This window comes from Bacillus piscicola (assembly GCF_022458745.1).
In the GTDB taxonomy this organism is placed as follows: domain Bacteria; phylum Bacillota; class Bacilli; order Bacillales; family Marinococcaceae; genus Alteribacillus_A; species Alteribacillus_A piscicola.
The window spans coordinates 220,448-236,641 of record NZ_JAJJJF010000002.1; the positions used below are offsets into that span (position 1 = coordinate 220,448).

The window sequence follows — 16,194 nt, forward strand, 5'->3', positions numbered from 1 at the left end:
TAGGAAGGGATGATGCATGATGGAGGTCTCGCTTACGCCTAAACAAATTGTTGAAAAGCTTGATCAGTATATCATCGGTCAGGATAAGGCGAAACGCTCGGTAGCTGTAGCTTTGCGCAACCGTTATCGACGCAGCAAACTTACAGATAGGTTACGGGAAGAAATCACCCCGAAAAATATCTTAATGATTGGACCGACTGGTGTTGGAAAAACGGAAATAGCACGGCGGCTTGCGAAGCTGACTGGTGCGCCGTTTACGAAAGTAGAAGCGACCAAATTTACGGAAGTTGGTTATGTTGGACGTGATGTGGAGTCGATGGTTCGTGACCTGGTGGAAGCTTCCATCCGGCTTGTGAAAGAAGAGAAGTTGGATAACGTAAAAAAAGAAGCGGAACATGAAGCGAATAAAAAGTTGGTAAAATTGCTAGTGCCTTCGAAAAGGAAACAGCAGACGTCTAAAAATCCGTTTGAAATGCTTTTTCAGCAGCAAAATCAGGAAGAGTCAGAACAGCAGACCGAAGAAGATCAAAGCATTTCCCAAAGAAGAAGGCAGATTGAACATCAGTTGGCTATGGGGGAACTTGAAGATCATCTCGTAACCGTGGAAGTAGAGGAACAGGCCGGCAATATGATCGATATGTTCCAAGGATCCGGTATGGAACAAATGGGGATGAACATGCAGGAAATGTTCAGCAACATGTTGCCGAAAAAGAAGAAAAAACGTCGTCTTGCTGTTAGAGAAGCACGCAAAGTGTTAACAGAACAAGAAGCACAAAAATTGGTGGATATGGATGAAGTCAGCCAAATTGCCGTTTCGAAAGCTGAACAACTGGGTATTATTTTCATAGATGAGATTGATAAAGTTGCAGGGAAACAGCAAAACAGTGCAGATGTTTCGAGAGAAGGCGTACAGCGTGATATACTGCCGATAGTGGAAGGCTCGACGGTAACAACAAAGTATGGTCCGGTGAAAACCGATCACATTTTGTTTATGGCGGCTGGTGCCTTTCATATGTCGAAACCATCTGATCTTATCCCTGAATTGCAAGGGCGGTTTCCGATCCGAGTAGAATTAGACAGCCTTGGCCAGGCAGATTTTATTAAAATATTGTTGGACACAGATCAAGCATTAATTAAGCAATATCAAGCTTTATTGCAAACAGAAGGTATAAACGTGGAATTTTCTGACGATGCTGTAGATAAAATCGCGGAACTTGCGCAAGATGTTAATCAACATACGGAAAACATCGGTGCCCGCCGGCTGCATACTTTACTGGAGCGTCTACTAGAAGACCTTTCTTTTGAAGCGCCAGACATTACGATGGAAAAGATAACGATCACACCTGAGTATGTAGTAGAGAAATTATCAACGATCGCAAAAAACCGAGATTTAAGTCGTTATATTTTGTAAGGAAAACAGGAGGAGACATTGAAAATGGACTTATTAACAAAAAGCCGAAAGATTAATGACATGCTGCAGAAAGCTGGTGGCGACAGTGTGAACTTTACCGACATGGCTGAAACCCTTCAGGAGGTGCTCAGCTCTAATGTGTTTGTGATCAGCCGTCGCGGTAAATTGTTAGGTTATGCAATCAAACAAGAAATTGAAAACGAAAGAATGGAAAAAATGATCGCCGACCGCCAATTCCCGGAAGAATATACAGCAGGTCTTTTTGAAGTGTCAGAGACATCGTCTAACTTGAGTGTAGACAGTGAGTATACAGCATACCCGGTGGAAGATAAGGAACTGTTCCGGGGTGGTCTTACAACTGTTGTACCGATAGTTGGTGGAGGACAGCGTCTTGGAACTCTGGTACTTGCCCGATTGCATGATGAGTATAACGATGATGACCTTGTATTGGCCGAGTACGGCGCAACGGTAGTCGGCATGGAAATTCTACATGAGAAAGCACAAGAAATTGAAGAAGAAGCCCGTAGTAAAGCGGTCGTACAAATGGCGATCAGCTCACTCTCCTACAGTGAGCTGGAAGCGGTGGAACACATATTCGAAGAGCTGGACGCGAAAGAAGGCCTGCTCGTCGCTAGTAAAATTGCAGACCGTGTCGGCATTACTCGCTCCGTTATCGTTAACGCGTTAAGAAAGCTAGAAAGTGCGGGGGTTATTGAATCCCGCTCCCTTGGAATGAAAGGAACCTATATTAAAGTGCTTAACGATAAATTCTTATTTGAATTAGACAGAATAAAAGAAAACGGTTAATGAAAAATCAAAGGCTGCCTGGGAAGAAAAACCTTTCCAGGCAGCTTTTTTGTTGGTTGCGACAAAGAGCCATCGTGAAATCCATAGTGAAATAGATATATGGAAGAGGTGGGTCTTTCATCTTGAAATGGTAAATCGAGTAAAAAGCTTGTAGACATTTTTACCAGAATTATATACAATGAAAGATGTTTAAGGAGTATTCCGTAAAAAAATGGCGAAAAATGAAGGATGAACCACCTACTATTGTCATAATGAACCACCTACTATTGTCATAATTACCTTTTTCACCAGTTCACATGTGCAGTTAGGACGTTTTAAATCATGAAGGAGGGAGAATATGGGATTCTTTGACTCCGCTTCATTGCGACGGCTCGAGGCCGGTCTTAATGGAGCTGCGTTGGAACAGCGTGCGATATCTCAGAACATTGCTAATGTTGATACGCCCCACTATAAAGCCAAACGTGCGCATTTTCGGCAGGTTTTAGAAACGGCTAAAGATCAGCATGTAAAAGCTCACCGCACCTCACCGCGCCATCTGGAGTTTGGCAGCCAGCGAGCGGGCCTCTACCTTTCCGAGGACTCGTCTACGATGTACAACCATAACGGTAATAATGTGGATATGGACAAAGAAATGTCGAAGCTTGCTGAAAATCAAATCTACTACAATGCTCTTACAGACCGTTTGAGCAGTAAGTACAACAGTCTCAAATCGGCTGTGAGAGGAGGTTAGAATCATGGGGATTTTTGACGGAGTGAATGCATCCGCATCCGCGCTTACCGCCCAGCGTTTGCGAATGGACGTCACCGCGGCTAACATGGCCAACGCGCAGTCGACTAGAGGCCGTCTCGTAAATGGGGAATGGGAACCTTACCGGAGAAAAATGGTATCCTTTACCCCTGCTAATCCCACTTTCTCTTCCTCTTTAAAGCGGGCCCAAGCAGAAAAAGGAACTGCGGCCCATGGAGGAGGCGTGCGTGTTCATCGTATTGTAGAAGATCAGTCGCCATTTAAACAACTGTATGATCCGGAACATCCTGACGCCGATGCTAACGGCTTTGTACAACTTCCGAATGTAGATCCTCTAAAGGAAATGGTGAACATGATGAATGCAACTCGATCCTATGAAGCAAATGTTACAGCGATGAATGCCTCCAAAAATATGCTTTTGAAAGCACTCGAAATAGGACGCGGCCAGTAAAGGCTGATACGGGAAGGAAGGGAGGAGCTCTTACATGAGTATTCACTCTATCATGAATACATATGGTCTGCCTGACGCTTCAAACGAAACGGAAAGCAAACCAAGGATGAAAACACCAGTAGAAGCACAAACGGCATTTAAGACGGCTTTTCAACAAGCCATTAACAATGTAAACGAAGCCCAGCTGGAATCAAATCGCATGACAGAAAAGCTAGTCACCGGCGAAACAGAAAATTTGCATAATGTGATGATTTCAGCAGAGAAAGCAAGCGTATTGCTGCAAACGACAATCGAAGTACGAAATAAAGCATTGGAAGCTTATCAGGAAATCATGCGTATGCAAGTGTAGTGAGCGATCGTGTGAGTAGTTTCGGGAGGACCTATGAAAGAGAAAGTACTACATCAAAAAGATAGATTAATAGAATACTGGCAAGAACGGTCCAAAAAGCAAAAAGGAATGTTAGTCGCGCTTATTGCTCTCCTATTGCTCATTCTGTTTCTCGCCATTTTCTTCGGTACGCGCACCCAGTATGCTCCTCTATACTCAGGCCTTCCTCCCGATGAAACTGGTCAGATTAAAGAAAGCCTTGATTCACGTGGGATTTCCTCACGCTTGACAAATGACGGGACTACAATCAGTGTGCCGGAAGCAGAAGTAGACGCGCTGAAAGTCGAATTGGCAGCAGAGGGCATTCCAAAGAGCGGATCTATCGATTACACCTTTATCGAAGATCAGATGGGCTTTGGAATGACGGATAATGAGTTTAGTGTAATGGAGCGTGCGGCGATGCAGACCGAATTGGGTCGCCTCATTGAAAATATTGACGGAGTAGAAAAGGCAAATGTGATGATCACATTGCCGGAAGAATCAACGTGGCTAGCAGATGAGGCGGAGGGAGCGTCAGCCTCTATTGTTCTAAACACGGGAGGAAGGAGCAGTCTCGAACAACCGCAAGTGCGTGCTTTATACCATCTCGTCGCAAAAAGTGTTCCCAATCTGTCTGTTGATAATATCGTCATTATGAATGAAATGTTTGAGCCTTTTGATTATGAAAATAAAAATATATCCAATTCTGCTCTCAGTGTCTATGAAGAACAACGGAGCATTCAAAATGACATCGAGAAAGACATTCAATCACAGATTCAGAGAATGCTTGGGACGATGATCGGTAGAGATAAAGTAGTTGTTTCAGTGACGACTGATCTCGATTTCACGAAGGAAAATCGCGAAGAACGGCTTGTAGAACCTGTCGATGAGGAAAACATGGAAGGTATTGAAATCAGTGCTGAGCGCATTACGGAAACCTATGAAGGGGGCCGTCCCGAAGAAGGCGGTATCCCGGGAGCAGGTGAGGGTGATGTCGCCAATTATCCGGCAGCTGCAAATGCAGGAGATGGAGACTACGAACGTACCGAAAGCCGTATTAATCACGAGGTTAATCGTATCCAAAAAGAGATCGTCGAAAGTCCTTATAAAGTAAGAGATATGGGCATTCAAGTAATGGTGGAGCCACCTGACCCGGCAAATCCTGGTTCTTTAGACCCTCAGACCATTGGGGATATTGAACAGATTCTGAGCACGGTGATTAGTACGAGCATTGATGAAGCCTATAAACAAGACATGACAGCTAATGAACTGAACGACAAAATCTTTGTCTCTGCACAGGAATTCGCGGGAAAAACTGATCTCACACCAGAACCAGAACCGACCGTTCCGATGTGGATGTATATCGTAGCTGGCGGTTTAGCAGTGACAGTGCTCGTTTTGCTCTTCTTGTTATGGAAGAGACGTAAAACAGATGCCGATGAAGAAGAATTCTTAGAAGATATAGGTACGGAACAAGAAATACCGGATCTCCCTGAAGAGGAGAATACAGAACATACAGTCCGACGCAAGCAGTTGGAGAAACTCGCCAGGGAAAATCCTGGAGAATTCTCAAAACTATTAAGAACGTGGCTGTCTGAAGATTAAGAGGGGGTAAGAAGTCATGTCAAGGACGAAAGATAGAATCAGTGGTAAACAGAAAGCGGCGATGCTTCTTATCTCACTCGGACCGGATGTATCCGCGGAAATCTACAAGCATTTAAGTGAAGAGGAAATTGAGAAGCTGACACTTGAAATCGCCAATGTTCGCAAAGTAGACAACGACACAAAGGAAAAAGTTCTCGAGGAATTTCACCAGATTGCGATTGCCCAAGAATACATTTCCCAAGGCGGCATCGGCTATGCAAAGAGTGTTCTTGAGAAAGCTCTCGGAGAAAATGAAGCGATGGCCATTATAGACCGTCTCACTTCTACCTTACAAGTGCGGCCCTTTGATTTTGCTAGAAAAGCGGACCCGACCCAAATTCTTAATTTCATTCAGCACGAACACCCGCAGACGATCGCCCTCATTTTATCGTATTTAGAGTCTGGCCAAGCAGGACAGATTCTGTCGAGCCTTCCTCAGGAAGTGCAGGCCGACGTTGCAAAGCGAATCGCTGTGATGGACAGTACTTCTCCTGAAATTATCAACGAAGTCGAGACGATACTGGAGCAAAAGTTATCTACTACAGTAATGCAGGATTATACGGAAGCGGGCGGGATTGAATCACTTGTTGAAGTTCTGAACGGGGTCGACCGCAGCACGGAACGCACGATTTTAGAAACACTTGAAATGCAAGATGCCGATCTTGCTGAAGAAATTAAAAAGAGAATGTTTGTTTTTGAGGACATTGTTACTCTGGATAACCGCTCCATTCAACGTGTTATTCGAGACGTTGATAACGAGGACTTGCAGCTTGCTCTAAAAGTATCCAGTGACGAAGTGAAAGAAATTATTTTCAGCAACATGTCCCAACGGATGGCAGATACATTCAAAGATGAAATTGAATTTATGGGGCCGGTGCGGCTACGCGATGTAGAGGAAGCACAGACGACAATCGTTTCTGTCATCCGCCGCCTTGAGGATGCTGGTGAGATTGTTATTGCCCGTGGCGGGGGAGATGACGTTATTGTCTAGAGTGATAAAGGCAGCCAATGCCCGTACACTTGGTCAGGAAAAACGTCCTGTTCACCTGCAAGCAGCCGTACCGTTGTTTCCGGAGGGTGCCCACGAAGACACCGATAACCCGCACGACTTCAAAATGGAAGAAATAAAGAAAATTGAACAGCAGGCGGCACACATGAAAGATGAAGCAGACAGGATAATGCGGCAAGCCGAATATGAATTAGCGGAAGTACGCCGGAAGATCAGTGAGGAAGAAGAAGATTCTAAGTTGCGCATACAGGAAGCCTTTGGTAATGCGGAGCGAGAAGGTTACAGCGAAGGGTATCAAAAGGGGCAGGAAGAGGGCCGGTCATCTTTTGAAGCGGCAATTACGGAAGCACGGGAGACGATTATCGCTGCTAAAGAAGAGTACGAGCATTGTGTAGAAAAAGCAGAACCGGTCATTTTGGATTTGGCCCTTGCGGTGGCAAATCGTATTATGTACACCGCCCTCGACAGGGAAGACAGTGCCTGGATTGAAATTGTGAAGAATGCGATTCAGGAAGTGAAAGATCATGAGGATATCACTGTCTCTGTTGCTCCAGGTCAATACGAAGAAACGATACGGCATCGTGAGGAACTGGCGGCATTGCTCGGGTACGGCCAGAACTTAACGATCTTTCCTGACGCTGACCTAAAGCCATGGTCTTGTATGATTGAAACGCCTTACGGAAAGGTGGACGCCGCGCTTGACAGTCAACTTACTGAATTAAAAACAAAACTTCACGAACTGTTGAAGGAAGGAAACGATGATGAAAGCAGTGGAACTCATTCCTGAAATTTCCGCTATGAATCCTTACAAACAATACGGCAAAGTGACGAGGGTAATCGGCCTGACGATTGAATCACAAGGGCCACGCACATCTGTGGGTGATCTCTGTCTCATTCATACTTATGGGAGAAAAGAACCGGTAAAAGCAGAAGTTGTCGGTTTTAAGGACAAGTTTGTCTTATTAATGCCGCTGACACAAACAGTTGAAATCGGTCCCGGCAGTCTTGTCGAGGCAACGGGAAAGCCGCTTCAAATTAAGACCGGAAGTGGTATTATCGGCAAAGTACTAGATGGCGCTGGAAACCCGCTGGACGGGTCACCACTTCCGGCAGGGCTCACAACGGTGCTGACAGAAAAGGAACCGCCTAACCCACTTTTAAGACCTCGTATTCATACACCGCTTCCACTCGGTGTCAAGGCGATAGACGGACTGTTGACCGTCGGAAAGGGACAGCGAATCGGTATCTTTGCTGGAAGCGGCGTCGGAAAAAGTACTCTGCTTTCGATGATCACTCGCTATTCTGATGCCGATGTGAATGTCATTGCCTTAATCGGCGAGCGCGGCCGTGAAGTGAAAGATTTTATCGAACGTGATCTCGGAGAAGAGGGCATGAAAAAATCGGTCATTGTGGTAGCGACTTCTGACCAACCAGCGTTGATGCGGATTAAGGGCGCACTGACGGCAACCGCCATAGCCGAACATTTTCGCAGCCAGGGAAAACATGTCAATTTAATGATGGACTCGGTAACACGGTTTGCGATGGCGCAGCGCGAGATCGGCTTAGCCGTTGGAGAGCCTCCTACTACGAAAGGATATACTCCGTCCGTCTTTGCCCTGCTCCCCCGGCTGTTGGAACGCTCAGGTACGAGTGATAAAGGAACGATTACCGCATTTTACACCGTGCTTGTAGACGGAGATGATATGAATGAGCCGATTGCAGATGCTGTCCGCGGAATTCTAGATGGGCACCTCGTTCTTGACCGTAAACTAGCGGACAAAGGCCATTATCCGGCGATTAATGTGTTGAAAAGTGTGAGTCGGGTCATGAATGAAATTGTAAGCGAACCTCACCGAAAAGCAGCGGAAAATTTCCGAAAACACTTAGCAACGTACAGCGAGTCCGAGGACCTGATTAATATCGGGGCTTACAAGAAAGGTGCATCTCCGGCTATTGATCAAGCAGTTGCTCTTTACCCGGCTATGATTAATTTCTTGCAGCAAGAGACGAACTCGCCGGAACGATTTCAACATACTGTCGATTTTCTGATCGCGACTTATACGAACAGAGGAGAATAACAGATGGTCTTTCAGTATTCTTTCCAAAAAATCTTAGAAATGAAAAAACAAGAAAAAGAGAAAAGAGAACAAGAATATCAGCATTCCGTCACGCAATTCGAATTGGCGGCTAAGTCGTTATATAAACTTTTAAGCCAGAAAGAACAAATAGAGACTCTCTTCAGCGGGAGAATGGCATCAGGGTTAAAAATACAAGAACTTCAGCAGAATGAGAGCATGCTCTTCCATCTTCATGACAGGATAGCGACTGCAACGAAACAGACTGATACCGCCCGCAGTCGCATGCAACAAAAAGAAACAGAGTTGCAGGTTGCTGCTATTGAATGGAAAAAATATGAAAAAATGAAAGAACGGGAACAAGAAAAATTTGCGGAGCAATTAAAAAAAGACGAAGCCGCGATGATGGATGAAATCTCTATACGTAATTTCGTTTTCTCTGAAAATAGGTGAACGTATGCCGAAAAAACAAACCGAAAAAAAGGCAGGAAAACTGCAATGGTTCATGTTGATCGTCTGTATTCCCACTCTGTTTGCAGTCATACTTGGTGTTGTCTTTCTATCGATCCTGGGGGTTAATGTCATCGATCTGGGCAAAAATGCGATGCAAGACATCCCGGTTGTCGTAGATTTCCTCGAAGACGAAGATGGAAACAAAGCTTCCGGACTTTCTGGAGAAGAAGCACTGGAGAAATTAACCACAAAAGAAGAAGAAGTTTCGAGACTGAAGCAGGAGTTGGAAGCAAAGGAATTGGAGCTGCGAAATGTACAAGAAGAGCTGGAGACGTTACAAATTGAGTTGGAAACAGAAGGAGAAGAAATCGACGAAGCCCCGTCTCAATCAAAGGATATGGCAAAAATTTACGAAGCGATGTCAGCAGGAAAAGCGGCTGCTATCCTTTCAGAGATGAACATCGAACAGATCCTTTTACATATGCAGGAGATGAGTGTCGATGCCCAGGCGGCAATACTAGGAAAAATGGAACCAGAAAAAGCAGCTGCAATCATGAAGAAGCTGAATGACTAGAAATAGGAACTTCAAGTGATCTTATGCAAAATCATCCAAGAGGATCTGAAAGGAGGTGATAGATGTGCAGATGACGACTAATAGCAATGGTCCTTTGTTTGCAAGTTTCGTAGAAAGCGCAGCGACACGTGGAATTGCAAAACCAGTTCAGGGTTCTGATCCCGGACAGGAAGGTGCTTTTGAAGCTGTTTTAACGGATTTTTTAATTCCGGGTATAGAAAAGCCTGAAAACAGCGAGAAAACGACAGAACTAGCAGCAGGGAGTATCCTTCAGCTTTTGAAAAAAGAGGGAAGTGCTGTTCTAGAGACATTTAAAGAGGAAATAACAGAGCTGCTCGGCAGAGGAGAAATAGGGGAGTTGGAATTGTTTGCTGCTCTGCCCGACGCCTTACAGAAACAGATTGATGAATTAGCAGGTGCTTCAGAGGAAACAGTACTCTCTTTCCTTGCGGATGTGTTTCAGACTTCGCCGGCAGCGAATGGAGAAACAGAAGTTCAAACAAATGAACAGCTGTCAGAAACGGTGACAGGAATGCTTGTACTTCTTAAAGCAGCGATAGGCGACCTTGCAGGCAATTCGACAGATGAACGATCGCAAGCGTTACCTTCTCGTGAATTTGTCCAAGCCATTCACCAGGCTATTCATAAGCTTGCAGACACAGATTTAGTTCCGCATGCTAAGAAAGTTCAACAAAAAGAAACATATGTCGACCGGCTTACCTTGCAGCACACGAGCTTATTAAGTCGACAGCAAGCTCCTCATCAAAAAACAGAAATATGGCAGCAAGGAGTACGATCGCTGTTTGATCTGTCCCGACAGCTGGAAAACTCGTCACCATGGAGCGTTCTGCGATCCGAGGACACGCTGGGGAACACAAAAAAGGATACCTATTTACAAGACCTGCTTCGGCGAACAATACTGAACCCGGGAGTACAGAATGGCAAAACAAAAACGGCGCTCCCGTTACAGGAAGCAGGAATCGTTCTGGACAAAGTACAGCAGACGGTCATCCATATTGGCGAACAAAAAACAGTCCATGCTCGCGGCCAGCAGTTCATGAGGCAGCTTCACGATCTACTTGGAAAGAGCAGCTTGCAATCATTTCAAAATGGTTCCCAGCAGTTATCAATTAAGCTCCATCCCGAACATCTCGGCCGCATTGATATTAAGCTGATCCAGCAAAACGGCCAGATACATGCCCAACTGTTAACAACTACGAAAGCGGCACGTGACATCGTAGAGAGCCAGCTCCCTCATTTAAGGCAGACTTTCGTCCAGCAGCAGATTCCGGTAGAGCGCATTGATATCCAGCAGCAAACGCCTTCCTACTTACAACAAGATAGTGAACCACATGACCAACAGCAGTCTGCGCCGGATGATGGCCGCAATGAACAGAACCGGCATGAGGATGAGGAAGAACCCCCGCAACTTTTTGCAGCCATGCTTGATGAGCTAACGTTTAATGAAAAAGTGTAGGTGACAAGGATGTCAAATACGGTACAGCAAACATACGCACTACCCGCGAAAAATGAGCCCAAAATCACGAGTAAGCAAGGCAACATGATGGGGAAAGATGACTTTTTGAAAATACTCATTGCCCAGCTCTCCAACCAGGACCCGCTGAACCCGATGGAAGATAAAGAATTCATCGCCCAAATGGCGCAGTTCTCTTCCCTGGAGCAAATGACAAACATGAACACGGCTCTACAGCGTTTTGTCAATGCCCAGGAAAGCGGTGCGCTCGTTCAACATAGTGAATTGATTGGCCAGAATATCACCTGGATCAAATTAATTGAAAAAGACGGCCACGTTATCGAGACGAAAGAGATTGAAAATACTGTTCAGTCGGTAAAGCGTGATCTTGACGGCAATATTCGCCTGCTTCTCGATGATGGCCGCTGGATTAATAGCGAGCAGCTTCTTCAAGTAGGCCGGGAATCTTCTGTTTCAGAAGAACCCGACTTGGATGATTCACATAACGAAGAGAAAGCGGATGAGCCGGTAGTTGAATAAAGGGATATAACACAGGAGGCGAACGCCATGCATTCACGCATCCATACGAGTGGACTGCAGCAGCTGCCTCATCTAAAGAAACCAGGTCCGCAGTCGATCGCTCGGCCTAACGCACGCGCCGTGTTCAAAGATGTTATTCGCGAACAGCTGCACGGGGAAAGCTCTTTAAAAATCAGCAAACACGCGGAAAAACGCTTTCACGCACGTGAGGTAACCGTCACTCCAGCGGAATGGGAAAAGATTACCGTGAAGGTAGCGGAGGCCAAAGAAAAAGGTGTCAAGGACTCAATTGTCCTCACCGCTGAGGCCGCTTTAGTCGTAAGTGCCATAAACAACACAGTAATCACCGCCATGAGCAGGCAAGAAGCAGCTGAACATATCTTTACAAACATTAACGGAACAATTGTCATCTGACCCGGTTCGACCTGACCTTAGGAAACCGGCATACGGCTGAACGATGGACGCCGTAGAAAATCAACCAGAAAAAGGGAGGATGAAGCCTATGCTTCGTTCCATGTACTCCGGTATCTCCGGAATGAGAAATTTTCAGCAAAAACTAGACGTCGTCGGCAACAATATTGCTAATGTAAACACATACGGATTTAAAAAAGGCCGTGCTACTTTTAAAGATATGGTCAGTCAGCAAATCGCCGGTGCTACCGGACCGACAGGGGACCGTGGAGGTGTTAACCCTCGTCAAGTTGGTTTGGGAGCACAGTTAGGTAGTATTGATACGATCCATACTCAAGGGAGCTTGCAAAGTACAAATCGGGAACTCGACATTGGTATTTCCGGAGATGGTTTTTTTCAAGTGACTGATGGGGCGATGACGTTTTACACACGGGCGGGGAATTTTTATTTTGACGCGGAAGGTACCATTGTTAATGGCGATGGGTTGAAGCTTTTGGGAACAAACGGAGACATACAAATTCCAACATCTTCAGAAAGTTTTAGTATCGGGGCCGATGGAACAGTTAGTTATGTGGATGAAGATGGGGATTTACAAGAAGCAGGACAAATAGAATTAGCTCAGTTCGATAACCCGGAAGGCTTACAAAAGGCTGGAAATAATCTGTACCAAGTCTCAGACAACTCCGGTGACGCAACTCAAGGGGTCCCTGGTGCTGGAGGGGCTGGTGAGTTAGTCGCCGGAACACTTGAGATGTCAAACGTAGACCTTTCAGAGGAGTTCACAGAGATGATTGTGGCACAGCGCGGGTTCCAGGCGAATACGCGTGGGATTACGACAGCGGATGAAATACTGCAGGAGCTTATGAATTTGAAACGGTAATCCGTGATGCAGTGTAAAAGGAGGAGGAGCCCGGGAAGTGTCCCGGCTCTGTCATATGTATGATTGAGCTGACAAAATTAAATGGTCAAGTTTTCTTGTTGAGTGCTCCGTTAATCGAACAAGTTGAAGCACTGCCGGATACGACGATTACACTCATTAACGGCAAAAAAATGGTCGTGAAAGAAAGCAAACAGGAAGTTCGTGACCTGGCGAATGCTTTCTACCGGCGCATCGGTCTTATCGGGCTTACCGTAAGAGAGGAGGGGGTCTAACATGTTTCAAAACAGATTAGTGAACATTATGCTTATCCTTTTATTATCGTTAACGTGTGTCGGGGTTATTGCCCTTGTCATTATGAATTTTATTTCGACCCCAGAAGCTGGAGCGGAGCCGACGATTGATGAGATTATCGAAAACTCTTGGGAAACCGAAGAAATTACGACCAATCTCCAAGATAATCATTTTTTGAAAGCTCGTTTTCAAATTCACACGGATTCAAAAGAAGCGCGTAAGGAGCTTGCGAAACGGGACTTTCAAGTAAACAATATTATCATTCACGAGCTGGCTGGTCGGACCGCAGATGAGGTTCGGGCCCAGGAAGGACTGGAAGATCTCGAAAAAACACTTCGGTCCAAAATCAATGAAAAGATGCAGGAAGGACAAGTGGTCCGTGTGTATACAACGGACCGCATCGTGCAGTAGGAATATGGGATTCGCGAAGTAAGGGTGATGGTAATGGCAGATGTTCTCTCGCAAAGTGAAATAGATTCGCTGCTTTCCGCATTATCAACCGGTGAAATGGACGCGGACGAATTAAAAAAAGAGGATGCCGAGAAAAAAGTACGGACGTATGATTTTAAACGAGCACTCCGTTTTTCCAAGGATCAGGTACGCAGCCTGTCCCGGATTCATGAAAATTTTGCACGGCTGTTAACGACTGCTTTCTCTGCGCAACTGCGGACGTTTGTACAAATTTCAGTCGCGTCAGTTGATCAGCTTCCATATGATGAATTCATTAGTTCGATTCCAAGAATGACGCTCTTGAACGTGTTTGAAGCACATCCGTTAGAAGGCAGGCTGCTCATTGAAGTGAATCCGAATATCGGCTATGCCATGCTTGACCGCCTTCTTGGCGGTAAAGGGACGAGCGTCAATAAAATCGATAATTTAACGGAAATTGAAACGAAAATTATGACGCAGCTATTTGAGAGAATGCTAGAAGAGTTTCGCAACGCCTGGGAGTCAGTTTTGGAGATTGAGCCTGTGATGGAAGACCTTGAAGTGAACCCGCAGTTTTTACAAATGGTTTCACCGAATGAAACGGTAGTCGTCATTTCGCTTGCAACGACTATCGGCGAAACGACAGGGATGCTGAATGTCTGCCTGCCACACGTAGTTCTTGAAGAGACGCTTCCGAAACTGACGGTACACCACTGGATGCAAAACAAAATTCGCCAGCGGGATGAGAAGGAAAAAGAACGATTACAGCAAGCCGTACAATCCGCCCCACTGCCGGTAACAGCCATTTTAGGCCGCTCTCAGCTCACGGTGGAGGAATTTTTACATCTGAGTGCAGGGGATGTGATTCAACTGGATCAAAACATCCACGCCCCCCTGCTCGTAATGGCCGGAGAACAGGTGAAGTTTTATGCTCAGCCTGGACAGTTAAAACAGCATATGGCCGTGCAGATTACTAAAGAAATCGAGGAGGGGGATTAGTATGAATGATGACATGCTCTCCCAGGAAGAAATCAATGAATTACTAAAGAGCGTTGGCGCCGATGAGGATGAAGAGGAGCAACGGGAAGGCGCTGGAGAGGGATCATCCCCGGATGTCCCAGAAGATGATTCGGACACTGACAACGAGATCAATCGCTACTTGGATCCAATCGAACAAGACGCGCTTGGTGAGATCGGTAACATTTCATTTGGCAGTGCCGCCACCGCCCTCTCTCAGCTGTTAAATCAAAAAGTAGACATTACGACACCAATTGTGTCGATTATAGAACGAAAAAACCTGGATATTGAATTTCCGCACCCATACATTGCCGTTCACGTTGAGTATACAGATGGCTTTGAAGGGACGAATCTGCTTACAATTCATACGAGCGATGCAGCGATCATTGCTGATCTCATGCTTGGCGGGGATGGGAAAAACCCACCAGGAGAACTTGATGACATGCAGCTAAGCGCGGTGCAGGAAGCGATGAATCAAATGATGGGATCAGCATCGACATCAATGTCGACTGTCTTTAACAAGCGAGTCGATATCTCACCGCCCGGGATAGACATTATGGACGTGAAAGAGGATGAGGGGACGAGCAACATACCGGATGACGAAATGTTAGTGAAGAACTCCTTTCGCCTCCGAATTGGTGACTTAATTGATTCGTCGATCATGCAAATATTTACGATCCCGTTTGCAAAACAAATGGTCACTGATCTAATGAACCCAGTGGTCAATGAAGCACCTCCCGCCCAAGCAGAACCACTTATGCAGGAACGGGAGCCTGATCCGTCGTTGGAGCCGCCAAGACAGCCGCAAAATAAAGAGAGACCGGCACCACAACCGAGCTCATCGTTTTCTGCGGAGTCGCAGACAAATAGAACGACAAAGGGAAGGCCCGAGGAAGCACAGCCTAAACAAGTCCAGCCAGTCGCATTCTCGTCTTTTGAAACGCCGTCGCTTAATGAATCCGAATCGCGAAATCTTAATATGCTTTTTGATATTCCACTTGAGGTGACAGTAGAGCTTGGCAGAACGCAGCACTCTATCAAGGATATTCTTGACTTTGCGCCCGGATCTATTATTGAACTTGACAAACTAGCAGGTGAGCCGGTTGATATTTTAATCAATCAGAAGTTGACGGCTAAAGGGGAAGTTGTCGTCATTGATGAGAATTTCGGTGTTCGTATCACGGACATTGTCAGCCAGTCTGATAGACTTAGAAAATTAAATTAACTATAGGGGGACGTAACGTGGCACATTCCGTATTAATTGTAGATGACGCTTCATTTATGCGCATGATGATCAAGGATATTTTGGAGAAAAATGGTTTTGAAATAGCAGGGGAAGCAAAAGACGGCCAGGAGGCAGTGCAACTGTATAAGGACATGTCACCGGATTTGGTGACGATGGATATAACGATGCCGGAGATGGACGGTATTTCCGCCTTGAAAGAAATTCGCGCAGCAGATCCACATGCAAAAGTGATCATGTGTTCTGCGATGGGCCAACAGGCGATGGTTATAGATGCGATACAGGCAGGCGCGAAAGATTTTATTGTTAAGCCGTTCCAAGCGGATCGAGTTCTTGAAGCAATAAATAAAACATTAGGCTGATCTGCGGA

20 protein-coding genes are annotated in these 16,194 nt (G+C 45.7%); all 20 read left to right on the forward strand.

Going from position 1 to position 16,194, the window contains the following annotated elements; all coding sequences use genetic code 11:
• Positions 1-19: 19 nt before the first annotated feature.
• The 20 genes from hslU to LOR49_RS05865 all read left to right on the forward strand — a co-directional run bounded on the left by hslU (position 20) and on the right by LOR49_RS05865 (position 16,186).
• Entirely contained in the window at positions 20-1,411 is a 1,392-nt protein-coding gene (gene hslU / locus LOR49_RS05770; RefSeq protein WP_240375716.1) for an HslU--HslV peptidase ATPase subunit, read from the forward strand.
• Positions 1,412-1,435: 24 nt separating this feature from the next.
• Positions 1,436-2,218 (forward strand): GTP-sensing pleiotropic transcriptional regulator CodY, encoded by a 783-nt coding sequence (gene codY, locus LOR49_RS05775; RefSeq protein WP_240375305.1) that lies wholly within the window; start codon positions 1,436-1,438, stop codon positions 2,216-2,218.
• A gap of 337 nt (positions 2,219-2,555) precedes the next feature.
• Positions 2,556-2,948, forward strand: a complete 393-nt coding sequence (gene flgB, locus LOR49_RS05780) for a flagellar basal body rod protein FlgB (protein ID WP_240375306.1) — start codon at positions 2,556-2,558, stop codon at positions 2,946-2,948.
• Between the two features lie 4 nt (positions 2,949-2,952).
• The gene (flgC, locus tag LOR49_RS05785) at positions 2,953-3,417 is read left to right on the forward strand and encodes a flagellar basal body rod protein FlgC (protein WP_240375307.1); all 465 of its coding nucleotides are present in this window, start codon (positions 2,953-2,955) and stop codon (positions 3,415-3,417) included.
• Positions 3,418-3,469: 52 nt separating this feature from the next.
• Positions 3,470-3,766, forward strand: coding sequence for a flagellar hook-basal body complex protein FliE (gene fliE, locus LOR49_RS05790; protein ID WP_476693202.1), 297 nt, complete (start codon positions 3,470-3,472; stop codon positions 3,764-3,766).
• Between the two features lie 33 nt (positions 3,767-3,799).
• Positions 3,800-5,389 (forward strand): flagellar basal-body MS-ring/collar protein FliF, encoded by a 1,590-nt coding sequence (fliF, locus tag LOR49_RS05795; RefSeq protein ID WP_240375308.1) that lies wholly within the window; start codon positions 3,800-3,802, stop codon positions 5,387-5,389.
• 16 nt (positions 5,390-5,405) lie between these two features.
• Positions 5,406-6,419, forward strand: coding sequence for a flagellar motor switch protein FliG (gene fliG, locus LOR49_RS05800; protein ID WP_240375309.1), 1,014 nt, complete (start codon positions 5,406-5,408; stop codon positions 6,417-6,419).
• A 1-nt stretch (position 6,420) separates the two neighbouring features.
• A complete protein-coding gene (fliH, locus tag LOR49_RS05805) occupies positions 6,421-7,224 on the forward strand; it encodes a flagellar assembly protein FliH (RefSeq protein WP_240375721.1) in 804 nt (267 codons plus the stop codon).
• Positions 7,199-8,515 carry a flagellar protein export ATPase FliI gene (fliI, locus tag LOR49_RS05810; protein ID WP_240375722.1) on the forward strand — a complete coding sequence of 439 codons (1,317 nt, stop codon included), beginning with the start codon at positions 7,199-7,201 and terminating at the stop codon, positions 8,513-8,515. Before fliH ends, fliI begins: the two co-directional genes overlap by 26 nt.
• 3 nt (positions 8,516-8,518) lie before the next feature.
• Positions 8,519-8,965: a flagellar export protein FliJ gene (gene fliJ, locus LOR49_RS05815; protein WP_240375310.1), complete on the forward strand. Its 447-nt coding sequence runs from the start codon at positions 8,519-8,521 to the stop codon at positions 8,963-8,965.
• A gap of 4 nt (positions 8,966-8,969) precedes the next feature.
• Positions 8,970-9,539 carry a MotE family protein gene (locus tag LOR49_RS05820; RefSeq protein WP_240375311.1) on the forward strand — a complete coding sequence of 190 codons (570 nt, stop codon included), beginning with the start codon at positions 8,970-8,972 and terminating at the stop codon, positions 9,537-9,539.
• A gap of 70 nt (positions 9,540-9,609) precedes the next feature.
• The gene (locus tag LOR49_RS05825; RefSeq protein WP_240375723.1) at positions 9,610-11,016 is read left to right on the forward strand and encodes a flagellar hook-length control protein FliK; all 1,407 of its coding nucleotides are present in this window, start codon (positions 9,610-9,612) and stop codon (positions 11,014-11,016) included.
• Between the two features lie 9 nt (positions 11,017-11,025).
• The gene (gene flgD, locus LOR49_RS05830) at positions 11,026-11,553 is read left to right on the forward strand and encodes a flagellar hook assembly protein FlgD (protein WP_240375312.1); all 528 of its coding nucleotides are present in this window, start codon (positions 11,026-11,028) and stop codon (positions 11,551-11,553) included.
• A gap of 27 nt (positions 11,554-11,580) precedes the next feature.
• A complete protein-coding gene (locus tag LOR49_RS05835) occupies positions 11,581-11,967 on the forward strand; it encodes a TIGR02530 family flagellar biosynthesis protein (RefSeq protein ID WP_240375313.1) in 387 nt (128 codons plus the stop codon).
• 88 nt (positions 11,968-12,055) lie between these two features.
• Positions 12,056-12,844 (forward strand): flagellar basal body rod protein FlgG, encoded by a 789-nt coding sequence (gene flgG / locus LOR49_RS05840; protein WP_240375314.1) that lies wholly within the window; start codon positions 12,056-12,058, stop codon positions 12,842-12,844.
• 59 nt (positions 12,845-12,903) lie between these two features.
• A complete protein-coding gene (locus tag LOR49_RS05845) occupies positions 12,904-13,116 on the forward strand; it encodes a flagellar FlbD family protein (RefSeq protein WP_240375316.1) in 213 nt (70 codons plus the stop codon).
• Position 13,117: 1 nt separating this feature from the next.
• Positions 13,118-13,546 carry a flagellar basal body-associated protein FliL gene (gene fliL / locus LOR49_RS05850; protein ID WP_240375317.1) on the forward strand — a complete coding sequence of 143 codons (429 nt, stop codon included), beginning with the start codon at positions 13,118-13,120 and terminating at the stop codon, positions 13,544-13,546.
• A gap of 33 nt (positions 13,547-13,579) precedes the next feature.
• Positions 13,580-14,563: a flagellar motor switch protein FliM gene (gene fliM, locus LOR49_RS05855; RefSeq protein ID WP_240375319.1), complete on the forward strand. Its 984-nt coding sequence runs from the start codon at positions 13,580-13,582 to the stop codon at positions 14,561-14,563.
• A gap of 1 nt (position 14,564) precedes the next feature.
• A complete protein-coding gene (fliY, locus tag LOR49_RS05860) occupies positions 14,565-15,806 on the forward strand; it encodes a flagellar motor switch phosphatase FliY (RefSeq protein WP_240375320.1) in 1,242 nt (413 codons plus the stop codon).
• Positions 15,807-15,823: 17 nt separating this feature from the next.
• The gene (locus LOR49_RS05865) at positions 15,824-16,186 is read left to right on the forward strand and encodes a response regulator (protein ID WP_240375321.1); all 363 of its coding nucleotides are present in this window, start codon (positions 15,824-15,826) and stop codon (positions 16,184-16,186) included.
• Positions 16,187-16,194 lie beyond the last annotated feature (8 nt).